Consider the following 21216-nt stretch of genomic DNA (forward strand, 5'->3'; position numbering starts at 1 on the left):
ACTGGTTCCTAGATCTGATGAGACCCGGACTTCCCATCCGCGCTTTTGGTCTTTGCCCCGCCGGCTCACCGCTCGATCTGGCGGGGTGGCTTCGGCGTGCTCCTGGGCCAGGAAGACGGCGTACTCCTCGACGTCGCCCTGGCGCTCGGGCTCCCGACCGGAGGCATCCCGGCTTCGGCCAGTCGGGCGGCCTCCCCTGCGTCGCCGAGAGCGTCGAGTTGCGCCTCGCGGGCCGTCGCCCGCTGCGCACGAGCCCTGACCTTGTTCGCCGCGAACCGGGTTTCCAACGAAGACCACTTCAGGTCCTTGGCCACCTTCGACGCGGTCACCCACACCTGCACCCCGGCGGAGTCCTCCCAGCCCGGCGTCGAGAACGAGTAGCCGCGCATCCTGCCGGTCGTCGCCGACTCGTTGGCCCGCCACAGGATGCCCAGCTCGGTCAGCCGACGCTCGAACCCCGCGCGGCTGATGGTCCGGTCACGGCTGTCGCGGACGAACGTCCGCAGCATCTCTCGCTCCGACGTCGGGTTGCCCCGGCGGGCTGCGGCCTCCCGCTCGGGCCGGGAGACCTGCGGGGCGTCCCGGTCGGACCGTACCGACGCGTCGACCAGATGGAACGCGCGGACAAGCTCGTCGGCAGCTCGGACAAGTGCGATGTCGGCGGCGCCACCTTCCTGGTGCACGTATCCGGGCGAGTTGGATGAGGGACCTTCGGCACACGTGTCTGACGATGTGGCTCAACGTTCCGGTGCCACCGGCGACGGTGGCCTCATGGGCGGGCAACAGCGTGCCCGTCCTGCACACCACCTACGCACTCCGCATCGACGGCCAGGACGAGGACATCAAGAAGCGGATCGACCTTGCGAGGATGACGGACGGCCGCCGGGCCGGAGTCGGCTCGGGCCCGGCTCAGGCACAGCTCAGGCACAAAGGGTCGGCCCAAGCCGGGGACGGCCGGACATCTCCGGAACCGTTGTGACCGGACCGGCCGTGGTCCGCTACGCGGCCGGAGTGGGCCAAGAAGCGGTCTGACCAGCAGAAAACGCCCCGGAACCATTACCGGCTCCGGGGCGTTTCACCTGGCACAGCCGTGTGCCCCCAGCAGGACTCGAACCTGCGGCCAAGTGCTTAGAAGGCACCTGCTCTATCCACTGAGCTATGGAGGCGGGCGGGCACGGCCGACGCGTGTGCGCAGGCCGACCCGGGTGATGCGAAGGATCATGCATTGCGATCCTTTCGCGGCACAACAGGATAGGGCCGGGAGTGGGTTCCTCATGGCCTGGAACCCTTCCGTTATCCGATCAGACGCAAGAGGCGGCCGGAATGTGATCGGATACACCCCCTGGCGTGTCGGAACGTGACCAGCTGGTTCCCCAGCGTTCGCCGGGGCCTGTCGTGCTGTGAGCGGGGTACGGAACCCGCGCACGTTCCATCAGAAGTAGGAGCAACGACACATCATGACTGCCAACCATCCGGACCGCGCTCCCCTCTGCGCCGCGCTCATCGGCTACGGCCTGGGCGGGTCCGCGTTCCACGCGCCGTTCCTCGACGCCCTGCCCGAGTTCGAACTGGCCGCGGTCGTCACCGGTAACCCGGAGCGACAGGCGGCGGTACGCGAGCGCTATCCGGCGACCGAAGTGATCGCCGACGTGGAACAGCTTTTCGCCCGTTCGGGTGACTTCGACTTCGCAGTTGTGACAGTGCCGAACAAACTGCACGTGCCGCTGGCGCAGGCGGCGCTGGAAGCCGGTCTGCACGTGCTGGTCGACAAGCCGATCGCCGGGACGGCGGCCCAGGCGCGGGAGCTCGCGGGCATCGCGGACAAGGCCGGGCTCTTCCTGTCCGCGTTCCAGAACCGCCGTTTCGACGGCGATTTCCGTACGGTCCGCAGCCTTGTCGAGGAAGGGCGGCTCGGCGCGGTGCACCGGTTCGAATCCCGGTTCGAGCGGTGGCGTCCGGAGCCGAAGGAGTCCTGGAAGGAAGACGCGGACCCCGCCGCGCTCGGCGGCATCCTGTATGACCTCGGCGCGCACCTGATCGATCAGGCGGTGGCGCTTTTCGGGCGCCCTGAGCGGGTCTACGCGGAGCTCGACCTCGTACGCCCCGGGGTGGTCGTGGACGACGACAGTTTCATCGCCCTGACGCATCGGGGTGGGGTGCGCTCGCACCTGTGGATGAGCGCGACGGCCGCCGACCTGGGGCCGCGGATGCGGGTCCTGGGGTCGAAGGCGGCGTACGTGAAGTACGGCCTGGACGCGCAGGAGGCCGCACTCCGCGACGGCGACGTGCCCGGCGGCGCCGGATGGGGCGAGGAGCCCGAGGCGGACTGGGGCCGGCTCGGCGAGCCAGGACGGACCGAGGTGGTGCCGACGCTGCCCGGCGCGTACGAGGACTTCTACCGACGGGTCGCCGCAGCGGTCCGGGGCGAGGAGGCTCCGCCGGTGCCGATGGCCGAGACGGTGGCGGTTCTGGAAGTCATAGAGGCGGCGCAGCGGTCTTCGCGGGAGGGCGTGGCAGTGGCGCTGGGCTGAGTTCCGGGCGGGCTGTTGAGTGAGGTCCCGACGGAGTCGGCGTCGGGCCTGCTGGGGGCTTCACATCCCTCAGAAAGCGGTAATTGCGCTAAAGATTGCCTGCTTATCATCACAAAACGGTCATTAATCTGTCATTGTGATCACATGGTGATCATGGGCAGCGACCCGGCGGGTGGCACATCCGAAGGCGTCGGGCGGGTTGTCGCCGTCGCGCGGCTACGTGACCGCGTCCGCGCCGTACGGCTGCCGCTCGACCTCCCCGGTGCGGCGGAGTCCCGGCGGGTCGCAGCGGAACTCGCCGATCAGCTCGACGACTACGTGCTGCCCCGGCTGCGCAAGCCCGGGACACCCCTGCTGGCCGTTGTGGCCGGGGCCACCGGCTCCGGACGTTCCACCCTGGTCAACGCCCTCGTCGGCCGTGACGTCAGCCGGACCGGGGTGCTGCGTCCGACCACCCGCGTCCCGGTCCTGGTCCACCGCGCGGCCGACCGGGACCGGTTCGCCGACGACCGGATCCTTCCCGGGCTGACCCGCACCGACGATCCGGACGCGGCGGACGGCCTCATCCTGCGCGCCGACGAACAGGTGCCCGAAGGGATCGCACTGCTCGACCCGCCGGAGATCGGGTCGGCTGCGTCCGATGCCCGGAACCTGGCGGTACGGCTGCTCGGGGCGGCCGACCTCTGGATCTTCACCACCACGGCCACCCGGTACGCGGACGCGATCCCCTGGCACCTGCTGCGGGTGGCCAGGGCCAGGACCGTCGAACTCGCGGTGGTCCTCAACCGAGTGCCGGACCACGTCCGCGAGACCGTACGAGTGGACCTGCGCCGGATGCTGGATGAGGCGGGGCTCGGCGGTGTGCCGCTGTTCACCATCGCGGAAGCGGATCCGAAGCCGGATCCGAAGCCGGATCCGAAGCCGGATCCGGAAACGGGCCTCCAGGCGGACTCAGAGGCGGACTCAGAGGCGGACCCCAAAGACGCTCAAGCCGCTCCGCTCCGGGCGCAGGACGTCGCACTTATCCGCGCCTGGCTGACCGCACGCGCGGCCGATCCGGACATCCGCGCCGATGCGTTGCGCCGCACCCTGGGTGGCACGTTCGAAAGTCTGGACGTACGGGTCGCCGAGTTGGCAGACGCGACCCGTGCGCAGCAGCACGGGGCCGCTGTCCTGGGCGATTGTGTGACCCGTGCGTACGGGGCGGCGGAGCGGTGGGCGGACCGCGCCCTGACGGACGGTGGTCTGCTGCGCGGCGACGCGCTGGCGCACTGGCGGGAGGTCGTTGCCCTGGGGCTGCCCCGCGACGCCGTCGGGGCGGGCTTCGCATCGTTGCGTACGGCGGTGGAGGTCCTGCTGCGCGATGCCGCTGCCCGGGGCGCGGAACTGACCGCGGTGTGCTGGAGTTCGCGGCCCGGTGGGGCCGCTGCGGCCCCGCGCAGCATGCCACGGGGCGGTGGGTGCAGCCCGGACGAGGTCCCCGCGGACATCCCAGCCCGCGCGGCGGCATTGGCCCGCGACTGGCAGGAACGCGCTTCGGTGCTGGCCGGAGCCGCCGGGCCGGACGACCCGCTCGTGCTCCCCCTGCTGGTCGCCGCGCTGGCCGGGCACGCGGACCCGGGCGAGGAGGACGAGAACGGCCCAGGCGCAGTGGCTGAGCGACTCCTGCACACGCTGCGACCGACAGAGGAGTCGGTTCCGAAACTGGTCCGCGCCGTACGCGAGGACCTCCGGCGCCGGGTCACCGACCTGCTCGATACGGAGAAGGAACGCCAGCAGTCGCGGGTGGCGGCCGCGACGGGGCGCTCCGCCGACGAGCCCGGCGGACGGCTCGACGAGCGATCCGATGGAAATGGCGGCCAGATGGCCGATGCCGGCTTCGAGACCGTTGCGGACGGCCTGCTGCAGGCACTGTCCGCACTGCGGAAGGCAGGGTGAGCCCGATGGCCGCTGAGGACGAAACGGGTGCGGGGAACAAAGCTGGCACTGGAGCAGCGCTGAATGTGACTGGTACGGGGCCGGAGACCTGGCCGAAATTCGGGCCGCAGCCCGGCTCCGGATCCAGGTCCCAGCCGGAGCAGGAGCCGGAGCAGGAGCCGGAGCTGGAGCCGGAGCTGGAGCCGGAGCTGGAGCCGGAGCTGGAGCCGGAGCTGGAGCCGGAGCTGGAGCTGGGAGCCGACGCGGAACTCGAGTCGGAGCTCAAGGTTGCACCTGAGGCTGGGTTGAAGCCCGAGCCCGAGCCCGAGCCCGAGCCCGAGCCCGAGCCCGAGCCCGAGCGTGAATCTGAGTCTGAGACCGGGACCGAGACCGCTTCCAAGACCGCGCCTGAGGCCGAATCCGAGCCCGCTCCTGCGCCCGCGCCCAAGACCGGAACCAAGCCCGAATCAGACCCGGACCCCACCCAGACGTCAGCCCCGGGCGGAGCTCCAAGTTCTCCGCACGGAGCGGTCGCCACTGCGAACCCGGATGCCCTAGGCGAGCCGGAACTCCAAGCGCTCCTCGCCCGGCTGACCGCCCTCGAACGCGCGATCGGCCTGGCCGAAGGACGCCTGAGTCCCGCCGACCTGGCACCCGCCCGCGCCCTCCTGGACCGGGCCGACGCGCGCCTGTCCACCGCCCGGACACACACGGTCGTCGCCATCGGCGGGGCCACCGGCAGCGGTAAATCCTCTCTCTTCAACGCGCTGATCGGGCTCAACCTCTCCGCCGCCGGAGCGCACCGCCCCACCACCGCGACCGCCGTCGCGTGCACCTGGGACCGCGACGGGGCCCGCCCGCTCCTCGACGTGCTCGGTCTGCCACACGTCCGACAGGTGCCACGGCACAGCCTCCTGGACGGCGACCTGCCCGACGGCATGCCGTCAGGCCTGATCCTGGTCGACCTGCCGGACCACGATTCGGTCGAGGACGGCCACCGGGCTGAAGTGGACCGGTGGGCGGGCGTCACCGACCACCTGGTGTGGGTGCTGGACCCGCAGAAGTACGCCGACGCCGCCGCGCATGAGCGCTACCTGCGGCCGCTGGCCCCACACAGCGAGGTGTTGACGGTCGTGCTCAACCAGGTGGACCTGCTGCCGCCGGACGCGGTGGGCACCTGCCTGGCGGACGTCCGCCGCCTCGTGACGGTGGACGGGCTGCCGGACGTCCGGATCCTCCCCACCTCCGCGCTGACGGGGCAGGGAGTCGACGAACTGCACCGGACCATCGCGGTCCTCGTCGACAGCCGCCGGGCCGCGGTCGTCCGGATCGCCGCGGACCTCGACCGTACGGTGACCGCCCTGCGCCCCTTGTTCGGCGGCGAAAGCCCCGCGCCGAAGTCACCCGCGGCGGCTGGTCAGGCTGAACGCGAACTCCTGGTCACCGGAGTCTCCGAAGCGGCCGGCACTGAGGCCCTGGCGGCGGCTGCGGCCCGCCGCCCGGCACACCCGGCGATGCCGATGAAACTTCGTACGGGACGCACCCGGCGGGAGACCCACCCCACCGTGCCGGTCCCCGCAGTGCTGCCCGGGGCCGAACCGGTCGACGTCGGCGTCCAGCCATACCGGGTCGAACTCGCCGTCCGCCAGGCCGCTCACAGGTTGACCCGCGACCTGCCCGAACCGTGGGCCGCAGGCGTGCGCCAGGCCTTGGCCCCGGGCCTGCGGACGCTGCCCAAAGCCCTGGACGGCACCCCCGCGCCGACCGTCCCGCGCGGACCCGACGGCAGCCTCCGGGCGGTCGCCGCGCTCCAATGGCTGGGGATGGCGCTGACCCTGGTCGGGCTGATCGGCTCGGTGGCGGTCCTGGCTGGAGCTGATCTCCCCGGCCGCGCACTCGGCGTGCCAGGACCTGGCTGGCTGGTGTTCGCCGGACTGCCACTGGTGGCGGTCTCGCTGCTGCTCGGCCCGTCACTGGCGGCCACAGCGGACCGTGCGCGCTCCGAGTCCACCAGTGCGGGGCTGCGCAACCGCGTGGCGGAGGCGACGGACGAGCATCTGGTCAGTCCCGTGGTCGCAGAACTGGAGCGCTACCAGGAAGCGCGGGCGAGGCTCGCGGCGGCGGAGCGCCGACCGCCGCACTGAGGCTGTGCGGCGGCGGTCGGGCCGGAAGATCGGGGCGCTGAAGACCTCCGGCGCAATCCCCCGTACGAAGTAATCCGTTGTCCACAGGGCCGACTTATCCACAGGCGCCACCGGATCGGCCCGCACGGCCCCCGATCCACGGCATCGTCGTTCCCGGGACCGCATGACGACCGTCGGCAGCGGCCCGACGCGTCAGCGAGCACAGTGTGCAATCCGGGAGGCTGCGATGAACGAGACGTACGTGACCTTGGTCGGGAACGTGGTCAACGAGGTGACGGCCACGACGACGGAACAGGGGGTGCCCAGAGCCCGCTTCCGCATCGCGGTCAACCCGCGCCGGTTCGACCGGCAGCGGAACGACTGGGGCGACGGCCCGTCGAGCTTCTATGCGGTGACCTGCTGGCGACGGCTGGCCGAGCACGTGGCCAATTCGGTCGAGAAGGGCAACCCGGTGGTGGTCACCGGCCGGCTGAGCGTCCGTAGCTGGAAAGAGGACGGACAGTGGTCGACCATGGCCGAGATCGAAGCACTGTCCGTCGGTCACGACCTCAACCGGGGTGTCGCCATGTTCCGCCGGACTCCGGCGGCGGCCGCGTTCGGCACACAGCTTCAGGCGCTCCAGCAGGCAGCCCAGCAGACAACTCAGCAAGCAGTCCAGCCGATGGCCCAACAGACAAATCAGGCGAGCCCTCCGCAGACCGTGACGACGACCTTCGAGCGACTGGGTGACCTCAGCATCGCGGCAGCACAGACCACCGCTCCCCCTGGGGAGGACCAGTGGCGGATCCCGATGGCGCCGGACCCGTTCGCTGCGCCCGACCAGGCGCCGTTCCAGACCCGGACGCCCACTCCGGCCCCGGCCCTGGCTCCGGCGGCACAGGCGTTCCCCGGAACGTCCGACGAACCGGACGAAGGCAACGCTGACGAACCCCTCGGTGACACCGGCAGAGGGGACGGTGAAGAGACGAACGGTGAAGAGACGAACGGCGCACCCGACGGCCAAGCCGCCGGTGGCACCGCGCACGGGACCAACGGGATCGCCGGAACCGCCGGAAGCACCGGAACCGGCGGTTTCCCCACACCACCCAACCCGGTGACGGTCATGGAGTCCTTCAAGGGACGCGGGCGCAAGAAGACGGAGAGCGGGCGCGGGCGCACTGAAGCAGCCTGACCCGGCGGCCTGACCCGGGTCACTTGACCCGGCCCACTTGGCCCGGCGGCCTGTCCGACCACCGCACAAGGCTTCGGGCAGGCCGTCGAACAGGCCGTCGAACAGGCCGTCGAACAAATAATCGAACAGGCAGTCGGACGAGCGGTCGGACGAGGCATCGGGCAGGCCGCCGCACGGCCCCCGGAAGCAGTCGCACGCGTCCGCGGCGGGCATAGGGAACCTCGCGCGCAGGACAGGTCGCCGGAGCCCATACCCTTGGAGCTATGGCGGAGTACATCTACACGATGCGCAAGACGCGCAAGGCCCACGGCGACAAGGTCATCCTCGATGATGTGACCCTGTCGTTCCTTCCCGGAGCGAAGATCGGTGTCGTCGGTCCCAACGGCGCCGGCAAGTCGACCGTCCTCAAGATCATGGCGGGGCTCGAGCAGCCCTCCAACGGTGACGCCTTCCTGTCACCGGGCTACACGGTCGGCATGCTCCTGCAGGAGCCTCCGCTGAACGAATCGAAGACCGTCCTGGAGAACGTCCAGGAAGGTGTCGGCGAGACCATGGCGCAGCTCGCGCGGTTCAACGAGATCGCCGAGCTCATGGCCACCGACTACTCCGACGCGCTCCTCGACGAGATGGGCGTGCTTCAGGAGAAGCTCGACCACTCCAACGCGTGGGACGTCGAAGCCCAGCTGGAGCAGGCCATGGACGCGCTGGGCTGCCCGCCCGGCGACTGGGCGGTCACCAACCTCTCCGGTGGTGAGCGCCGCCGCGTGGCACTGTGCAAGCTGCTGCTCGAGGCCCCCGACCTGCTGCTCCTCGACGAGCCCACCAACCACCTGGACGCCGAGTCGGTCCAGTGGCTGGAGGCGCACCTGGAGAAGTACGCCGGCACCGTCGTCGCCGTAACCCACGACCGGTACTTCCTCGACAACGTCGCGGGCTGGATCCTCGAACTCGACCGCGGCCGCGCCATCGGCTACGAAGGCAACTACTCGACCTACCTTGAGACCAAGCAGTCCCGTCTCAAGGTCGAGGGCCAGAAGGACGCCAAGCGCGCCAAGCGGCTCAAGGACGAACTCGAGTGGGTCCGCTCCAACGCCAAGGGACGTCAGGTCAAGAGCAAGGCGCGTCTGGCCCGCTACGAGGAAATGGCCGCCGAGGCCGACAAGATGCGGAAGCTGGACTTCGAGGAGATCCAGATCCCGCCGGGCCCGCGCCTGGGCAGCATCGTGATCGAGGTCGACAAGCTCAACAAGGCCTTCGGTGAGAAGGTCCTGGTCGACAACCTGTCGTTCACGCTCCCGCGCAACGGCATCGTCGGCATCATCGGCCCCAACGGCGCCGGCAAGACGACGCTGTTCAAGATGCTCCTGGGCGAAGAGGCCCCGGACGGCGGCACGATCAAGATCGGCGAAACCGCCAAGATCTCGTACGTCGACCAGAGCCGCAGCAACATCGACCCGAAGAAGTCGCTGTGGGAGGTCGTCTCCGACGGCCTGGACTACATCCACGTCGGCCAGGTCGAGGTGCCCTCCCGCGCGTACGTCAGCGCGTTCGGCTTCAAGGGCCCGGACCAGCAGAAGATGGCGGGCATCCTCTCCGGTGGCGAGCGCAACCGCCTCAACCTGGCGCTGACCCTCAAGCAGGGCGGCAACCTGCTGCTCCTCGACGAACCGACCAACGACCTCGACGTGGAGACCCTGTCCTCGCTCGAGAACGCGCTGCTCGAGTTCCCGGGCGCGGCTGTGGTCATCTCCCACGACCGGTGGTTCCTCGACCGCGTGACGACCCACATCCTCGCGTACGAGGGCGACTCCAACTGGTACTGGTTCGAGGGCAACTTCGAGTCGTACGAGAAGAACAAGATCGAGCGCCTGGGCGTGGACTCGACGCGTCCGCACCGCGCGACGTACAAGAAGCTCACCCGCGGCTGAGCGGGAGCCACAAAGAAGCACCGCGACGCCAGGCGTCAAAGCAACACCGCGACACCAGGCAGCACAGCACCACCCAGCACCACCCAGCACCACCACGGCCCCCGTCCCGCACCCGCAGGACGGGGGCCGTGCCCCGCACAGGCAGAAAACCGAGGGAACACCATGGCCCGGCACATCCACAACGCCGTCCTGCGCTGGTCCGACATGGACGCCTACCGACATGTCAACAACGTGCAGTACCTCCGCTACCTGGAGGAGGCGCGCGTGGAGATGATGTTCACCCTCGGCGAGCGGGAGAGCTCCAAGACCCTGGCCGAGGGCGTGGTGATCGCCCGTCACGAGATCGACTACCGCCACCCGCTGGTCTGGCGGCCCGAACCGGTCCGCGTCGAGACCTGGGTGACGCAGATAGGCGCTGCCAAGTTCGTCCTCGGTTATGAGGTCAAGGACGAGGACCACGTGTACGCCAAGGCGTCCTCCGTACTCGTTCCCTATTCTCTGGCCGAACAGCGGCCACGGCGGCTCACCGCCGACGAACGGGCGTACCTCGAAGGCTTCCTCGAAGAGTCGGCATGACCTCGATTCCGCTGGATGATCCCGTCGGCGGCCTCGGTGACTTCCTCGCCCGACTGCTGCGCTACGACAAGACGGCGGCCGTGCGGCTGCGCGCCGACGGCACGGAACTCGCGGTGTACGGCCACGCGCCCTTCGGGCGGACGGCGGGCCGTACGGGAGTTGTCGCCGTGCGCCGTGTCGCGCTGACCCGGGCGGTGTTCCTGGACGCCACTGTCTCCGCGGGTCAACTCCTCGACGCGCTCGACGCAGGCGCCCCCAGCGCCCCCAGCGTCGACGGTGACGTCGGCACCACCGGTGCCGAGGCCCCCGGGACCCCGCCACCCGAACTCCCCAAGCCCGTCGTCGGCCCCGCCTGGAGCGGCCTGCTGCCGCCCACCGCGGGCTGGGCGGACACGGTGACCCTCCCGGCGGCGGTCGTCGCCCGTGAAGTCGGCACCGCCGTCGGCGAATTCCGGCACCGCATCTCCCATCTGACGGATGATCAGCGCACCCGTACGGCCGTCGACGGCGTCGCCGACGAGATCTGGGGCCGGCCGCTCGCGGGCACCGAGTTCCCCTTGCGTGCTGCGCACGCCGCCCAGTCTCTGGGTCTTCTGGGCGCCCCGGGGCCCCAGGGTGTCACTCTGGCCGCGGCAGGCCCGTGGCGGCGACTGGAGGCGCTGTACGGCGCGGTCTTCGTGCGATCGACGACCGGGGTCTCGGTCCTCACTTTGTGAATGGAGTGCGCCGCCTCGGTTGTGCGTTCCGTACGAAATTTTTAATAAACTCTTCGATTTGAACCGGCTCGGTGAGCAAACAATCAATGAATTCCTGAATGCCTATCGACCAGTAGGTATCCATTCGGTTGTTTTCTTGACAGGCAGTTGGAACCGTTACATCATGCCTCCGTGGTATGCCACACATAATGTTGGCTTCATGGGGGATACATGGAAAGCGTCAAGGCGCTCGCGTCCTGGCCGTGCGGGCGCCGGAGCAAGTGGGTCGTCCTGGTGGTCTGGATCGTTGTGCTCATGGGATCCGGAATGCTCGCCGGAAAGCTGGGATCGGTCCAGAACAACGAAGTGTCGTCCTGGCTGCCCGGTAACGCCGAGTCGACCAAAGTCATCGAGCAGCAGAAACAATTCCGCGACAACGCCATCGTGCCCGCGGTGGTGGTGTACGAACGGACCGGGGGACTGACCGGCGCGGACCGCGCGAAGATCTCTTCCGACGCGCAGGCTTTCAGCGTGGTCAAACACACCGCGCCGAACGGTGTGGCGTCCCCGCAGTACGACCCGCAGACCAAAGCGGCTCAGACGGTCGTGAACATCGGTATCAAGGACGGCGGCTGGGAGGACCTCGGCGACGCCGTCAAGGAGATGCGGAAGATCACCGGCAAGGACGCCGCCGGAATGAAGATCTACACGACCGGACCGGCGGGCACCGGGGCCGACCAGAGCGAGGCGTTCGCCGGAATCGACGGCATCCTGCTGTTCGCGGCCGTCGGTGTTGTCATCATCATCCTCTTGCTCACCTACCGGTCGCCCTTCCTGTGGCTGCTGCCGCTGTTCTCCTCCGTGGTGGCGCTGACCGCCGCGCAGGGGGTGGTGTACATTTTCGCCAAACAGGGCTGGCTGCTGGTCAACGGGCAGAGCCAGGCCATCTTGACGATCCTGGTGTTCGGCGCGAGTACGGACTACGCGCTGCTCCTGGTGTCCAGGTACCGGGAGGAACTGCACCGGTACGAGGACAAACACGAGGCGATGCGGCACGCCCTGCTGCGGTCGGGCCCCGCGATCATCGCCAGTTCCGCGACTGTGGCGGTCGGCATGCTGTGCCTGATGGCGGCGGACATGAACTCCACCGAGTCCCTCGGCCCTGTCTGCGCCCTGGGTATCGCCGTGGGCCTGGTGGCCATGCTGACGCTGCTTCCGGCACTGCTGGTCATCGTCGACCGCTGGGCGTTCTGGCCCAAGCGGCCGGTCTTCGACAGTGACCCGCACGACGCCGACGGCGTCTGGTCCCGGATCGGCGGCGGGATCAGCAAGCGGCCCCGTACGGTCTGGATCGGCACTGTTCTGATCCTCGGTCTGCTGGCCACCGGAGCGCTGAACCTCAAGCCGGAGATCCTGCAGAGCAAGGACACCTTCATCAGCAAACCGGAGTCGATCACCGGGCAGGAAGTCGCGGCGAAGTACTTCCCGGCCGGGACCGGCAGTCCGGTCGAGGTGATCGGCGACGCCGCGGCGGCCGGACCGCTGCGGCAGGCCCTCGCCGGGGTGGACGGGATCGTCCCGACGGTCGGCGAACCCCAGGTCCGGGGCTCGCTGGTCTGGATCCAGGGCACCTTGAAGGACCCGGCCGACAGCGACGCCGCCCGCAAGACGTTGGACCGTGTACGGGCCGCGGTACACGCTGTGCCGCAGGCGGAGGCCGGGGTCGGCGGGGACACCGCCGTCGGCCTCGACATCGAACGGGCGTCGGACCACGACGACAAGATCATCATCCCGATGACGCTGGTCGCCGTACTGCTCATCCTGATGATGCTGCTCCGGGCGTTGTTCTCCCCGGTGCTGCTGATCCTCACCGTCGTGCTGTCGTTCGCCGCGTCGCTGGGCGTCAGCGTCCTGGTCTTCGAGCACATCTTCGGCTTCGCCGGGGTCGGCCCCGGCTTCCCACTGTTCGTGTTCGTCTTCCTGGTGGCGCTCGGGGTCGACTACAACATCTTCCTGATGAGCCGGGTTCGCGAGGAGTCGGCCAAGCACGGCACCAGGCGCGGTTCGTTCATCGGGCTCGCGGCCACCGGTGGGGTCATCACCTCGGCGGGCCTGGTCCTGGCCGGAACGTTCGCGGCACTGGGCACCCTGCCGATCGTCGACATGGCGGAGCTCGGGTTCGCGGTGGCGTTCGGCATCCTGCTCGACACGATGATCGTCCGGTCGATCCTGGTGACGGCGCTCAACCTGGACATCGGCGGGCGCATCTGGTGGCCGAGCGCGCTGGCCAAGCACCCGGAGGAAGAAAGCAGTGTGCCACCGCCCCGGGCGTCGTCCGACGACTACGAACGCGCGCCGGTGAGCTGACCGGCAGCGCAGTGAAGTCCGGGGGCACTGAAGCCAAAGCGCGCAGAAGTCCGGGAGCACTGAAGCCAAAGCGCGCAGAAGTCCGGGGGCACTGAAGCCAAAGCGCGCAGAAGTCCGGGAGCACTGAAGACCAAGTGCGCAGAACGCCAGGCGTACGGTTTTCAACCACGTGAGAGCCGGGCACCCGGGTGACAACCGAACAAAGCACCACCGGCGGGCCGCGGCTGACACAGCCGTGGCCCGCCGTCACAGCAGACGCAGTCAGTTGCGGACCGCGCAGGCCAGCGCAGTCCAGTGTCCGGACGTCTCCGAGTAGACGAAGGTGCCGGTCATCCAGCCCGGGTACGCCGAGAGCCGGACCACCTGGAAGGCCCCCGGCGGACTTTCGCGGAGCGGCGTCAGTCCTGCGCGTTCACCATGAAGTCAGCCGCGTACACGAGGTACTCCCGCATCTTCGTGCGCCACGGTTCGGCCGGGGCGACGGTGTCCATCGCGTCGGACATCAGCCGCAGCCACGCGTCGCGGGCGGCCGGGGTCACCTTGAAGGGCGCGTGCCGCATCCGCAGACGCGGGTGGCCGCGTTCGTCGCTGTACGTCCGCGGCCCGCCCCAGTACTGCATGAGGAACAGTCGCAGCCGTTCCTCCGCGCCTTCGAGGTCCTCCGCGGGGTACATCGGCGCGAGGACCGGGTCCTCCCGTACGCCCTGGTAAAAGTGGTGTACGAGTTTGCGGAAGGTTTCCTCACCGCCCACCGCCTCGTACAGAGTGCGGCCGTCTTCCCCATCAGGGGTCTTCTGGGTCTGCGTCACCCCTCCATCGTCGCAGACGGCGGTTGGGCCGGACGGAGCAACCAACGGGGAGTGGTGAGCGCGGCTCACACCGGGGGAGCGGCCGACGGCACGACCGGCGCAGCTTCGGCCGGGGCCGGTGCGGCACCGCCGTCCGGGCCGGTGGCCGGCGGCGCCGCGACCGGCTCGGAGATCCGCACCCCAGCATCGTCGAACGCGTGTTTGAGTCGGGCCCGCAGTTCGCGGGCGACGACGCTCTCCTGTCCGGGCATCGTCTTGACCTGGATCCGCATGACGACCGAGTCGGCCGCCACCGATTCCATCCCGATGACTTCGGCGGCCCCCCACACCAGCTCGCTGAACTCCTCGCTGTCGGCGAGGTCCTCCGACGCGGTGAGGATGATGTCGCGGATCTTGTCGGTGTCCTCGTTGTACCCGACCTGGACGTCGATCTTGGTGGTGCCCCAGCCCTGGCTGTGGTTGCCGACCCGCTTGATCTCGCCGTTGCGGATGTACCAGACGGCCCCGTCGGCGTCCCGCAGCTTGGTGACCCGCAGGCCCACCTCGACCACGGTGCCGACGGCGGCCCCGGCGTCGACCAGGTCGCCGACCCCGTACTGGTCCTCAAGGATCATGAAGATGCCGGACAGGAAGTCGGTGACCAGGTTCCGCGCGCCGAACCCGATGGCCACACCGGCGATCCCGGCGGACGCGAGCAGCGGCGTCAGGTCGATGTCGAACTCGCCGAGCACGGTCAGCGTGCCTATGCCCAGGATCACGAACGACGCGATCGAACGCAGCACCGAACCGACCGTCTCGGCGCGCTGTCGCCGCCGCTCGGCGTTCAGCAGGAACCCGGTCATCGGGCGTCCGGCGGAGTCGGACGACGTGGTGGTCATCCGGGAGATCAACTGCGAGATGGTCTTGCGGACCAACGCCCGCAGGACCAGCGCCACCAGGATGATCAGCAGGATCCGCAAGGGTGTCATCACCAGGCTGTCCCCGTGCCGCTCGAACCAGGAGGAGACCTCCTTCTCCTTCTCGGCGGCGGTGGCGAAGGGGGTGCCGCCCGGTGCGACGAGGCCGGACAGGTGCGTGGTGACTGCGGGGAACAACTACAGGCCTTTCGGTGTACGGGGGAGTGCTGCGCTGCGGCGTGCCGCCTCCCCACACTAAGCATCCAGCCGGGCAACCGGCCAAGGAACGGGCCGAGGACCCGGCCGAGGACCCGGCTGGGCGCCCGGCTCAGCACCTGGCTGGGCCACCCAGCTAAGCATCCAGCGCCAGTCCTGTGTGCGCGGCCAGGAACGTGGCGGTGTCGGTCATCAGCCCGATCGTCCGGGAGAGGGAGGCCGCCCCGTGTCCGACGTCGCCCTCGGCGCGGATCAGCACGACCGGTCCCGTCGTCGCGTCCTGGAGCGCCGCGCACATCTTGCGGGCGTGCAGCGGATCGACGCGGGAGTCCCCGTCGAACACCGTGAAAAGCACCGCAGGGTAGGCGGTGCCGGGCCGCACGTGGTGGTAAGGCGAGTACCCGAGCAGCCAGGCCAGCTCCGCGGGGACGTCAGGGTCACCGTACTCGTCCGTCCACAGCCGCCCCAGGCCGTGCCTGGTGTACCTGACCATGTCGAGCAGCGGTGCCGAGCAGACCACCGCCGCGTACAGCTCAGGCCGCTGGGTCAGTGCCGCGCCGACCAGCAGGCCGCCGTTGGAGCCGCCCGAGGCCGCCAGCCGGGACGCCGTGGTCCTGCCCGTACGGATCAGATGCTCGGCCCCGGCGTGGAAGTCGTCGAAGACGTTCTGCTTGGCCCCGCGCATGCCCGCCCGGTGCCACGCCTCGCCCTCCTCGTTGCCGCCGCGCAGCCCGGCGACCGCGTACACCCCGCCGGCCGCGACCCAGGCCAGGACCCCGGCCGAGTAGCCGGGCGTGAGAGTGGAGTTGAAGCCGCCGTACCCGTACAGGACGGTCGGCCGGGGCCGGTCGGGCGCCGCGCTGGGCGCGATGACGAACATCCGTACGGTCGTGCCGTCGGGTGAGGTGTACTCCTCGTGCCGGACGAAGACCTCGGGCACCTCGGCGCTGCCCGGGGCCGAAGCCCACGCGGACACCTCACCCGTCCGGGAGTCGAAGCGGAACACCGCCCCGGGCGTTGTGTAGTCGCTCCAGCCGAACCACGCCTCGTGTCCGCCGGTGAGGTGCGCGGTCAGCCCGCCGAGCGAGCCGGGCGACGCGGTGGGCGGCGGCACGAGGGAGAGCAGCTCCCCGGTCCGCAGATCGTGTACGGAGAGCTCGCCGACGGCGTGCCGCGTCCGGGCGACGATGACAACGTCGTCCAGGACCACGAAGTCCTCCAGGACCGCCTCCGGGTCCTCGGGGACGAGGTCCCGCCACTTCTCCGGGCCCGGGTCGGCCGGGTCCGCGACGCACAGCCGGCCGCGCGGGGCGTCCAGGTCCGTCTGCGCGTACAGCACTCCGCCGCGCACTATCGCGTACGTCTCGGCGTCCACACTCCGCTGTACGGCCTTCAGGTCCGGTGCGTCGGCCGGGCCCGCCGACAGGTCCGCGATCCACACGTCGTTGCGCGGCTCGGTGCCGCGCGAGGCCCCGATGACGAGCCAGCGCCCGTCGGGGCTGACCGTCACCCCGAAGTAAGTGGTCGGGTCCAGGCCCGTGCCCATGATCGCGACGTCCGCGACGTCCGGGTCCGTGCCCACCCGGTGCAGGTAGACCCTGCGGTGGTGCATCTCCTCACCGGCCGGGACCAGGCCCGGGGCCAGCCGGCGCACGTGGAAGAACGCGCCGCCGCCGGGCAGCCACGCCACAGACGTGCTGCGCTCCCGGTCGATGGGGCCCTCGACCAGTTCGCCGGACGCCACGTCCAGGACGTACAACTCGGCTTCCTCGTCGCCGCCCCGGGAGATCTCGTACGCCAGCCGGTCGCCTTCGAGCGACGGCTGCCAGCCGTCCAGCGTGGTGGTGCCCGCCGGGTCCAGGGTCATCGGGTCGAGGAGCACCCGTTCGGCCCCGTCCGGGCCGACGGTCAGCAGCACCGCGTGCTCCTGGTCCGGAGCGCGCCGGACGAAGAACCGGTGTGCCCCGCGCCAGACCGGGACGCCCACCATGCCCGCGGACAGCAGTTCCGTCAGCCGGGCGCCGTACGCCTCCCGGCCCGGCCAGCCGGCCTGCTGCTCCTGGAACAGCGCCGCCTGCGCCGCAGACCAGGCAAGGGTCCGCGGTGACCGCGAGTCCTCAAGCCAGCGGTACGGATCGGGCGCGGGGCCCGCGACGTCCTCGCGCGGGGCCGGGGGATAGACCGGTACAGGTCGTTGCAGCGTCATGACGTGCACCTTAAGGCGACCGGCCGGAAAGGAGGAGCGTTTCTTCGAGCGAGTGCGCGCCGTACACACGTGCCACCCGCAGGGGGTAATGCCGGAAAAGCCAGGAGGATCCGAAAAAGCCGTATTCCCAGGTAATCAGGCGGGACCGTCCGGAGATTCTTAGTGGCGAACCGGGCATCAATGCGGGGACACTGAATGCGATCGTCCCGGCCCGAGCCACGTGCCGCAGACGCCAAAGGAGGCACACGTGCCGCATTCGTTGATCCTCAACGCGTCGTACGAGCCCTTGTGTGTAGTGCCGGTTCGGCGCGCACTCATCCTCGTCCTCAACCACAAGGCGGACTGCCTGGAGGAGGCGGGCAGCATCCTGCGCTCCGCCACCGTCTCCCTCCCGGTGCCCAGCGTCGTCCGCCTGACCCGGTTCGTCCGCATCCCCTTCCGCGACCAGGTCCCGCTCACCCGGCGGGCGCTGTTCGCGCGGGACGGGGGCCGCTGCGTCTACTGCGGCAAGGCGGCGACCAGCATCGACCACGTCATCCCCCGCAGCCGCGGCGGGCAGCACGCCTGGGACAACGTCGTCTCGGCCTGCCGCCGCTGCAACCACGTCAAGGCCGACCGGTACCTCACAGACCTCGGCTGGCCGATGCGCCGCACGCCCGCGCCGCCCACCGGGCTGGCGTGGCGGATCATCGGCACCGGTTTCCGCGATCCGCGCTGGGAGCCATACCTCGCCCCGTACGGGGCACACGACTACGAGTTCGCCGCCCATGCCGTAGAGCGGGCGGACCGGCATGAGCCGTTCCGTCATCACGACCGGCACGAGCATTTCGCCCATAGCTCGCACACCGCCCGCATGCCTCAGAACATGCCGGTGGACCAGGCGCGGAGTGCTTAGCGGCGACGGACCCGTACGGGATCCGCCGCCGCTCTTGTGTCTGCGGGGGCCCGCCTCCTCCAGGAGGCGGGCCCCCGCACCGTCATGAGCCGGGGCACGGGTCGGGCGATGAGCCGGGGCGCGGGGTCTGGCCACGAGTTGGGTCATGAACCGTGTGCCCTCTGTCACCGGATGGGATGCTCACGCAATGGACGACACCACGGGGGAGATCCCGGCTGATCTGGCCGCTCTGGCGGCTGCGCACTGCGTCGCCACGCAGTACGAAGGGTGGCGCGGCGGAAACGTCGACGCCCGCCCCGGCACCGTGGTCGCGGTGCTGCGCGCGCTCGGCGTCGACGCGTCGACACCAGGCAAGGTCCAGGAGGCCCTGCGGGCCCGCGAGCACAGCCGACGCCGCATGCTGCCCCCGGTCGTCGTGACCCGATCCGGGCGCACCGCCGTGTTCACCGTGCACGCGCCCGTCGGCGCACTTCTCGAACTGCGGATCGAACTGGAGGACGGCGGGGTACGCCGCGACCTCGTCGGCCGCACCCCCTCCGCGGACCCCGTCCAGCACGACGGCCTGCGGGTGCGGGAGCTGGCGTACACAATCCCCGACGACCTGCCGCTGGGCTGGCACACGCTGCACCTGCGGTGCGTGGCCGCCGTCGGCGTCCCGATGGGGTCCGGCGGCACGGTGGCGCAGGACTTCCCCGAGTGCGCGGCAGCGTGCCCGCTGGCCGTCACCCCGGCCCGCCTCGACCCGCCGCCCGAGCGCTCCTGGGGCCTCATGGCGCACCTGTACGCACTGCCGTCACGCCGTTCCTGGGGTATCGGCGACCTCGCCGACCTCGCCGACCTGGCGATCTGGTCCGCACGGACGTACGGCGCCGACTTCACCCTGATCAACCCGCTGCACGCGGCCTCCCCGGTCCCGCCGGTCGAACCCTCCCCGTACCTCCCGGTCAGCCGCCGGTTCTCCGACCCGATGTACGCCAGGGTCGAAGCCGTCCCTGAGTTCGCCTACCTGACCCCGTTGGAGAAGGCGGTGGCCGAGGAACTGCGCGCCGACGCCACCCCCGGGGGCGAGTTGCTCGACCGGGACGCCGTACGGAAGGCAAAACGCGCGGCGCTGCTGCTTGTGCACAAAGTCCCCCGCAGCCTCGGCCGGCAGGCGGAGTACGAAGCCTTCCTCGCCCGCGAGGGCGAGTGGCTGGAGAAGTTCGCCACGTGGTGCGCGCTGACCGAGGTGCACGGCGCGTCCTGGCACGACTGGCCGCCGGAGCTGCACGACCCGGACTCCGACGCGGTCGCCGCCGAGGGACGGCGGCTGCGCAACATGGTCGACTTCCACCGCTGGTGCCAGTGGACCCTGGACGGCCAACTGGCCGCCGCCCAGCGGCACGGGGTGGAGGCCGGGATGTCCATCGGCATCGTGCACGACCTGGCCGTCGGGGTGCACCCGGACGGCGCCGACGCGTGGATCCTCGGCGCGCAGGGCGTGCTGGCACTCGGCGCCACCGGCGGCGCCCCGCCGGACGCGATGAACCCGCGCGGCCAGGACTGGTCCCAGCCGCCGTGGCACCCCGTCCGGCTCGCCGAAGCCGGCTACGCGCCCTACCGCGACCTCCTGCGGGCGGTCTTCCGGCACGCCGGGGCGGTCCGCATCGACCACGTGCTCGGCCTGTTCCGCTTCTGGTGGGTGCCGGCGGGCAACAGCCCCGCCGACGGCGCGTACGTGCGCTACGACCACGAGGCGATGGTCGGCATCCTGGCCCTGGAGGCACACCGCGCCGGAGCCGTGGTCATCGGCGAGGACCTCGGCACCGTCGAACCGTGGGTCCGCGACTACCTGGCCGAACGCGGCATCCTGGGCACCAGCGTCCTGTGGTTCGAACGGGACGCCGACGGCGCGCCCGTCGAGCCGGAGAAGTGGCGGGCCGGGACCCTCGCCTCCGTCACCACCCACGACCTGCCGACCACCGCGGCCCGGCTCGCCGGGGACCACCTGGACCTGTACGAACGCCTCGACCTGCTGGCCCGTGACCCGCAGCTCGAACGCGCCGAGGACGCCGCGGACAAGCAGGCGTGGCTGAGCCTGCTCCAGCGCCTGGGCCTGCTGCGGCCAGGGGCGGGGGAGCGCGAACAGGTCGAGGCGCTGCACCGGCTGCTCCTGCGCACACCGTGCCGGATGCTCGGGGTGTGGCTCCCGGACGCGCTCGGCGACCGGCGCCCGCAGAACCTGCCGGGGACGACCGGCGCGCAGTACCCCAACTGGCGCATGCAGGTCACCGACGCTGAGGGAAAACCCGTACGCCTTGAGGATCTGGCGGCGGACCCGCGTTTCGCGTCCCTGGCCAAGGTGTTCCGTTAACACCCGGCGCGGTTGTCCGTGAGCACGCAAAAGCAGCCGTACGGACGTCATCCGTACGGCTGCTCCGCAGGCAGCGGCGCCGAGGCGTCAGTTCTGCTTGGGCTTCTTCTTGTCCGTGACCACGGCGATGCCGACGATCACCAGGAAGACGACCAGCGGGATGCCCACAAAAAGCCCGAGGGTCTCGCCGAGGCTCTGGCTCGGGCCCGGGTCCTGACCGTCATCGTGGATCAGGGCGAATGCCGGGGACGAGATGGCTGTCATCAGCGTGATTACAGCTGCGACGGTGCCTGCGCGCAAAGAGTTCCTGTTCACCCTCGAACCGTACCGGCTTGTACCGCGCAGCCGCCTCCCGGGGTTCTGTTTTTACGGCGGGTCGGAGCGTGCGCTCCGGGCCGCGGGGGGGGCCCCCCCCCCCGGGGGCGGCCCCCCCCCCCCCCCCCCCCCCGGGCCGGCGCCCGGGGGGGGGGCCCCCCCCCCCCGGCCCCCCCCCCCCCCGCCCCCCCCAACAA

15 protein-coding genes, 1 tRNA gene and 1 pseudogene are annotated in these 21216 nt (G+C 70.4%); 11 read left to right on the plus strand and 6 right to left on the minus strand.

All coding sequences use genetic code 11. From position 1 onward, the window contains the following. Positions 1 to 65: 65 nt before the first annotated feature. Entirely contained in the window at positions 66 to 683 is a 618-nt protein-coding gene (locus tag AC0Z36_RS06390) for a hypothetical protein (protein ID WP_485461706.1), read from the minus strand. Positions 684 to 700: 17 nt separating this feature from the next. Here AC0Z36_RS06390 and AC0Z36_RS06395 point away from each other — a divergent pair, with 17 nt between their 5' ends. Then, positions 701 to 979 carry a hypothetical protein gene (locus AC0Z36_RS06395; protein ID WP_485461707.1) on the plus strand — a complete coding sequence of 93 codons (279 nt, stop codon included), beginning with the start codon at positions 701 to 703 and terminating at the stop codon, positions 977 to 979. A 114-nt stretch (positions 980 to 1093) separates the two neighbouring features. Here the strand turns inward: AC0Z36_RS06395 and AC0Z36_RS06400 are convergent. Next, positions 1094 to 1166 (minus strand) — tRNA-Arg (locus AC0Z36_RS06400). Positions 1167 to 1457: 291 nt separating this feature from the next. On the opposite strand from AC0Z36_RS06400, the gene AC0Z36_RS06405 reads away from it, so the two are divergent. The 8 genes from AC0Z36_RS06405 to AC0Z36_RS06440 all read left to right on the plus strand — a co-directional run bounded on the left by AC0Z36_RS06405 (position 1458) and on the right by AC0Z36_RS06440 (position 13329). Further along, a complete protein-coding gene (locus AC0Z36_RS06405) occupies positions 1458 to 2531 on the plus strand; it encodes a Gfo/Idh/MocA family protein (protein ID WP_485461708.1) in 1074 nt (357 codons plus the stop codon). A 144-nt stretch (positions 2532 to 2675) separates the two neighbouring features. After that, entirely contained in the window at positions 2676 to 4469 is a 1794-nt protein-coding gene (locus tag AC0Z36_RS06410) for an ATP-binding protein (RefSeq protein ID WP_485461709.1), read from the plus strand. A 65-nt stretch (positions 4470 to 4534) separates the two neighbouring features. Beyond that, a complete protein-coding gene (locus AC0Z36_RS06415) occupies positions 4535 to 6592 on the plus strand; it encodes a GTPase (protein ID WP_485461710.1) in 2058 nt (685 codons plus the stop codon). A 226-nt stretch (positions 6593 to 6818) separates the two neighbouring features. Then, a complete protein-coding gene (locus AC0Z36_RS06420; RefSeq protein ID WP_485461711.1) occupies positions 6819 to 7763 on the plus strand; it encodes a single-stranded DNA-binding protein in 945 nt (314 codons plus the stop codon). A 263-nt stretch (positions 7764 to 8026) separates the two neighbouring features. Further along, positions 8027 to 9691 (plus strand): energy-dependent translational throttle protein EttA, encoded by a 1665-nt coding sequence (gene ettA / locus AC0Z36_RS06425; RefSeq protein ID WP_485461712.1) that lies wholly within the window; start codon positions 8027 to 8029, stop codon positions 9689 to 9691. Positions 9692 to 9853: 162 nt separating this feature from the next. Then, positions 9854 to 10267: an acyl-CoA thioesterase gene (locus AC0Z36_RS06430; RefSeq protein ID WP_485461713.1), complete on the plus strand. Its 414-nt coding sequence runs from the start codon at positions 9854 to 9856 to the stop codon at positions 10265 to 10267. Further along, the gene (locus tag AC0Z36_RS06435; RefSeq protein WP_485461714.1) at positions 10264 to 10983 is read left to right on the plus strand and encodes a DUF8185 domain-containing protein; all 720 of its coding nucleotides are present in this window, start codon (positions 10264 to 10266) and stop codon (positions 10981 to 10983) included. The genes AC0Z36_RS06430 and AC0Z36_RS06435 overlap by 4 nt, the downstream gene beginning before the upstream one ends. Positions 10984 to 11193: 210 nt before the next feature. Beyond that, positions 11194 to 13329, plus strand: coding sequence for an MMPL family transporter (locus AC0Z36_RS06440; RefSeq protein WP_485461715.1), 2136 nt, complete (start codon positions 11194 to 11196; stop codon positions 13327 to 13329). Positions 13330 to 13727: 398 nt separating this feature from the next. Here AC0Z36_RS06440 and AC0Z36_RS06445 read toward each other — a convergent pair whose 3' ends face one another. The 3 genes from AC0Z36_RS06445 to AC0Z36_RS06455 all read right to left on the minus strand — a co-directional run bounded on the left by AC0Z36_RS06445 (position 13728) and on the right by AC0Z36_RS06455 (position 17456). Next, positions 13728 to 14138, minus strand: coding sequence for a globin (locus tag AC0Z36_RS06445; protein WP_485461716.1), 411 nt, complete (start codon positions 14136 to 14138; stop codon positions 13728 to 13730). Between the two features lie 65 nt (positions 14139 to 14203). Next, on the minus strand, positions 14204 to 15232 hold the full coding sequence (locus AC0Z36_RS06450) for a mechanosensitive ion channel family protein (protein ID WP_485461717.1): 1029 nt from the start codon (positions 15230 to 15232) through the stop codon (positions 14204 to 14206). A gap of 154 nt (positions 15233 to 15386) precedes the next feature. After that, on the minus strand, positions 15387 to 17456 hold the full coding sequence (locus tag AC0Z36_RS06455) for a prolyl oligopeptidase family serine peptidase (protein ID WP_485461718.1): 2070 nt from the start codon (positions 17454 to 17456) through the stop codon (positions 15387 to 15389). A gap of 247 nt (positions 17457 to 17703) precedes the next feature. Here AC0Z36_RS06455 and AC0Z36_RS06460 point away from each other — a divergent pair. Beyond that, a pseudogene (locus AC0Z36_RS06460) lies at positions 17704 to 18207 on the plus strand (HNH endonuclease); the annotation flags it as partial. Between the two features lie 331 nt (positions 18208 to 18538). Beyond that, on the plus strand, positions 18539 to 20704 hold the full coding sequence (malQ, locus tag AC0Z36_RS06465) for a 4-alpha-glucanotransferase (RefSeq protein ID WP_485461719.1): 2166 nt from the start codon (positions 18539 to 18541) through the stop codon (positions 20702 to 20704). 87 nt (positions 20705 to 20791) lie between these two features. Here the strand turns inward: malQ and AC0Z36_RS06470 are convergent, their stop codons facing one another. Beyond that, positions 20792 to 20968: a hypothetical protein gene (locus tag AC0Z36_RS06470; protein WP_485461720.1), complete on the minus strand. Its 177-nt coding sequence runs from the start codon at positions 20966 to 20968 to the stop codon at positions 20792 to 20794. Positions 20969 to 21216: the final 248 nt, after the last annotated feature.

This window comes from Kitasatospora sp. UYEF31, assembly GCF_057291755.1.

Bases quoted from the DNA above. Each gene is read 5' to 3' on its own strand.
- AC0Z36_RS06430 (WP_485461713.1), top strand. From the start codon at position 9,854: ATGGCCCGGCACATCCACAACGCCGTCCTGCGCTGGTCCGACATGGAC.
- AC0Z36_RS06440 (WP_485461715.1), top strand. From the start codon at position 11,194: ATGGAAAGCGTCAAGGCGCTCGCGTCCTGGCCGTGCGGGCGCCGGAGC.
- AC0Z36_RS06470 (WP_485461720.1), bottom strand. From the start codon at position 20,968: ATGACAGCCATCTCGTCCCCGGCATTCGCCCTGATCCACGATGACGGT.
- AC0Z36_RS06410 (WP_485461709.1), top strand. From the start codon at position 2,676: ATGGTGATCATGGGCAGCGACCCGGCGGGTGGCACATCCGAAGGCGTC.
- AC0Z36_RS06420 (WP_485461711.1), top strand. From the start codon at position 6,819: ATGAACGAGACGTACGTGACCTTGGTCGGGAACGTGGTCAACGAGGTG.
- AC0Z36_RS06435 (WP_485461714.1), top strand. From the start codon at position 10,264: ATGACCTCGATTCCGCTGGATGATCCCGTCGGCGGCCTCGGTGACTTC.
- AC0Z36_RS06455 (WP_485461718.1), bottom strand. From the start codon at position 17,456: ATGACGCTGCAACGACCTGTACCGGTCTATCCCCCGGCCCCGCGCGAG.
- ettA (WP_485461712.1), top strand. From the start codon at position 8,027: ATGGCGGAGTACATCTACACGATGCGCAAGACGCGCAAGGCCCACGGC.
- malQ (WP_485461719.1), top strand. From the start codon at position 18,539: ATGGACGACACCACGGGGGAGATCCCGGCTGATCTGGCCGCTCTGGCG.
- AC0Z36_RS06395 (WP_485461707.1), top strand. From the start codon at position 701: ATGAGGGACCTTCGGCACACGTGTCTGACGATGTGGCTCAACGTTCCG.
- AC0Z36_RS06405 (WP_485461708.1), top strand. From the start codon at position 1,458: ATGACTGCCAACCATCCGGACCGCGCTCCCCTCTGCGCCGCGCTCATC.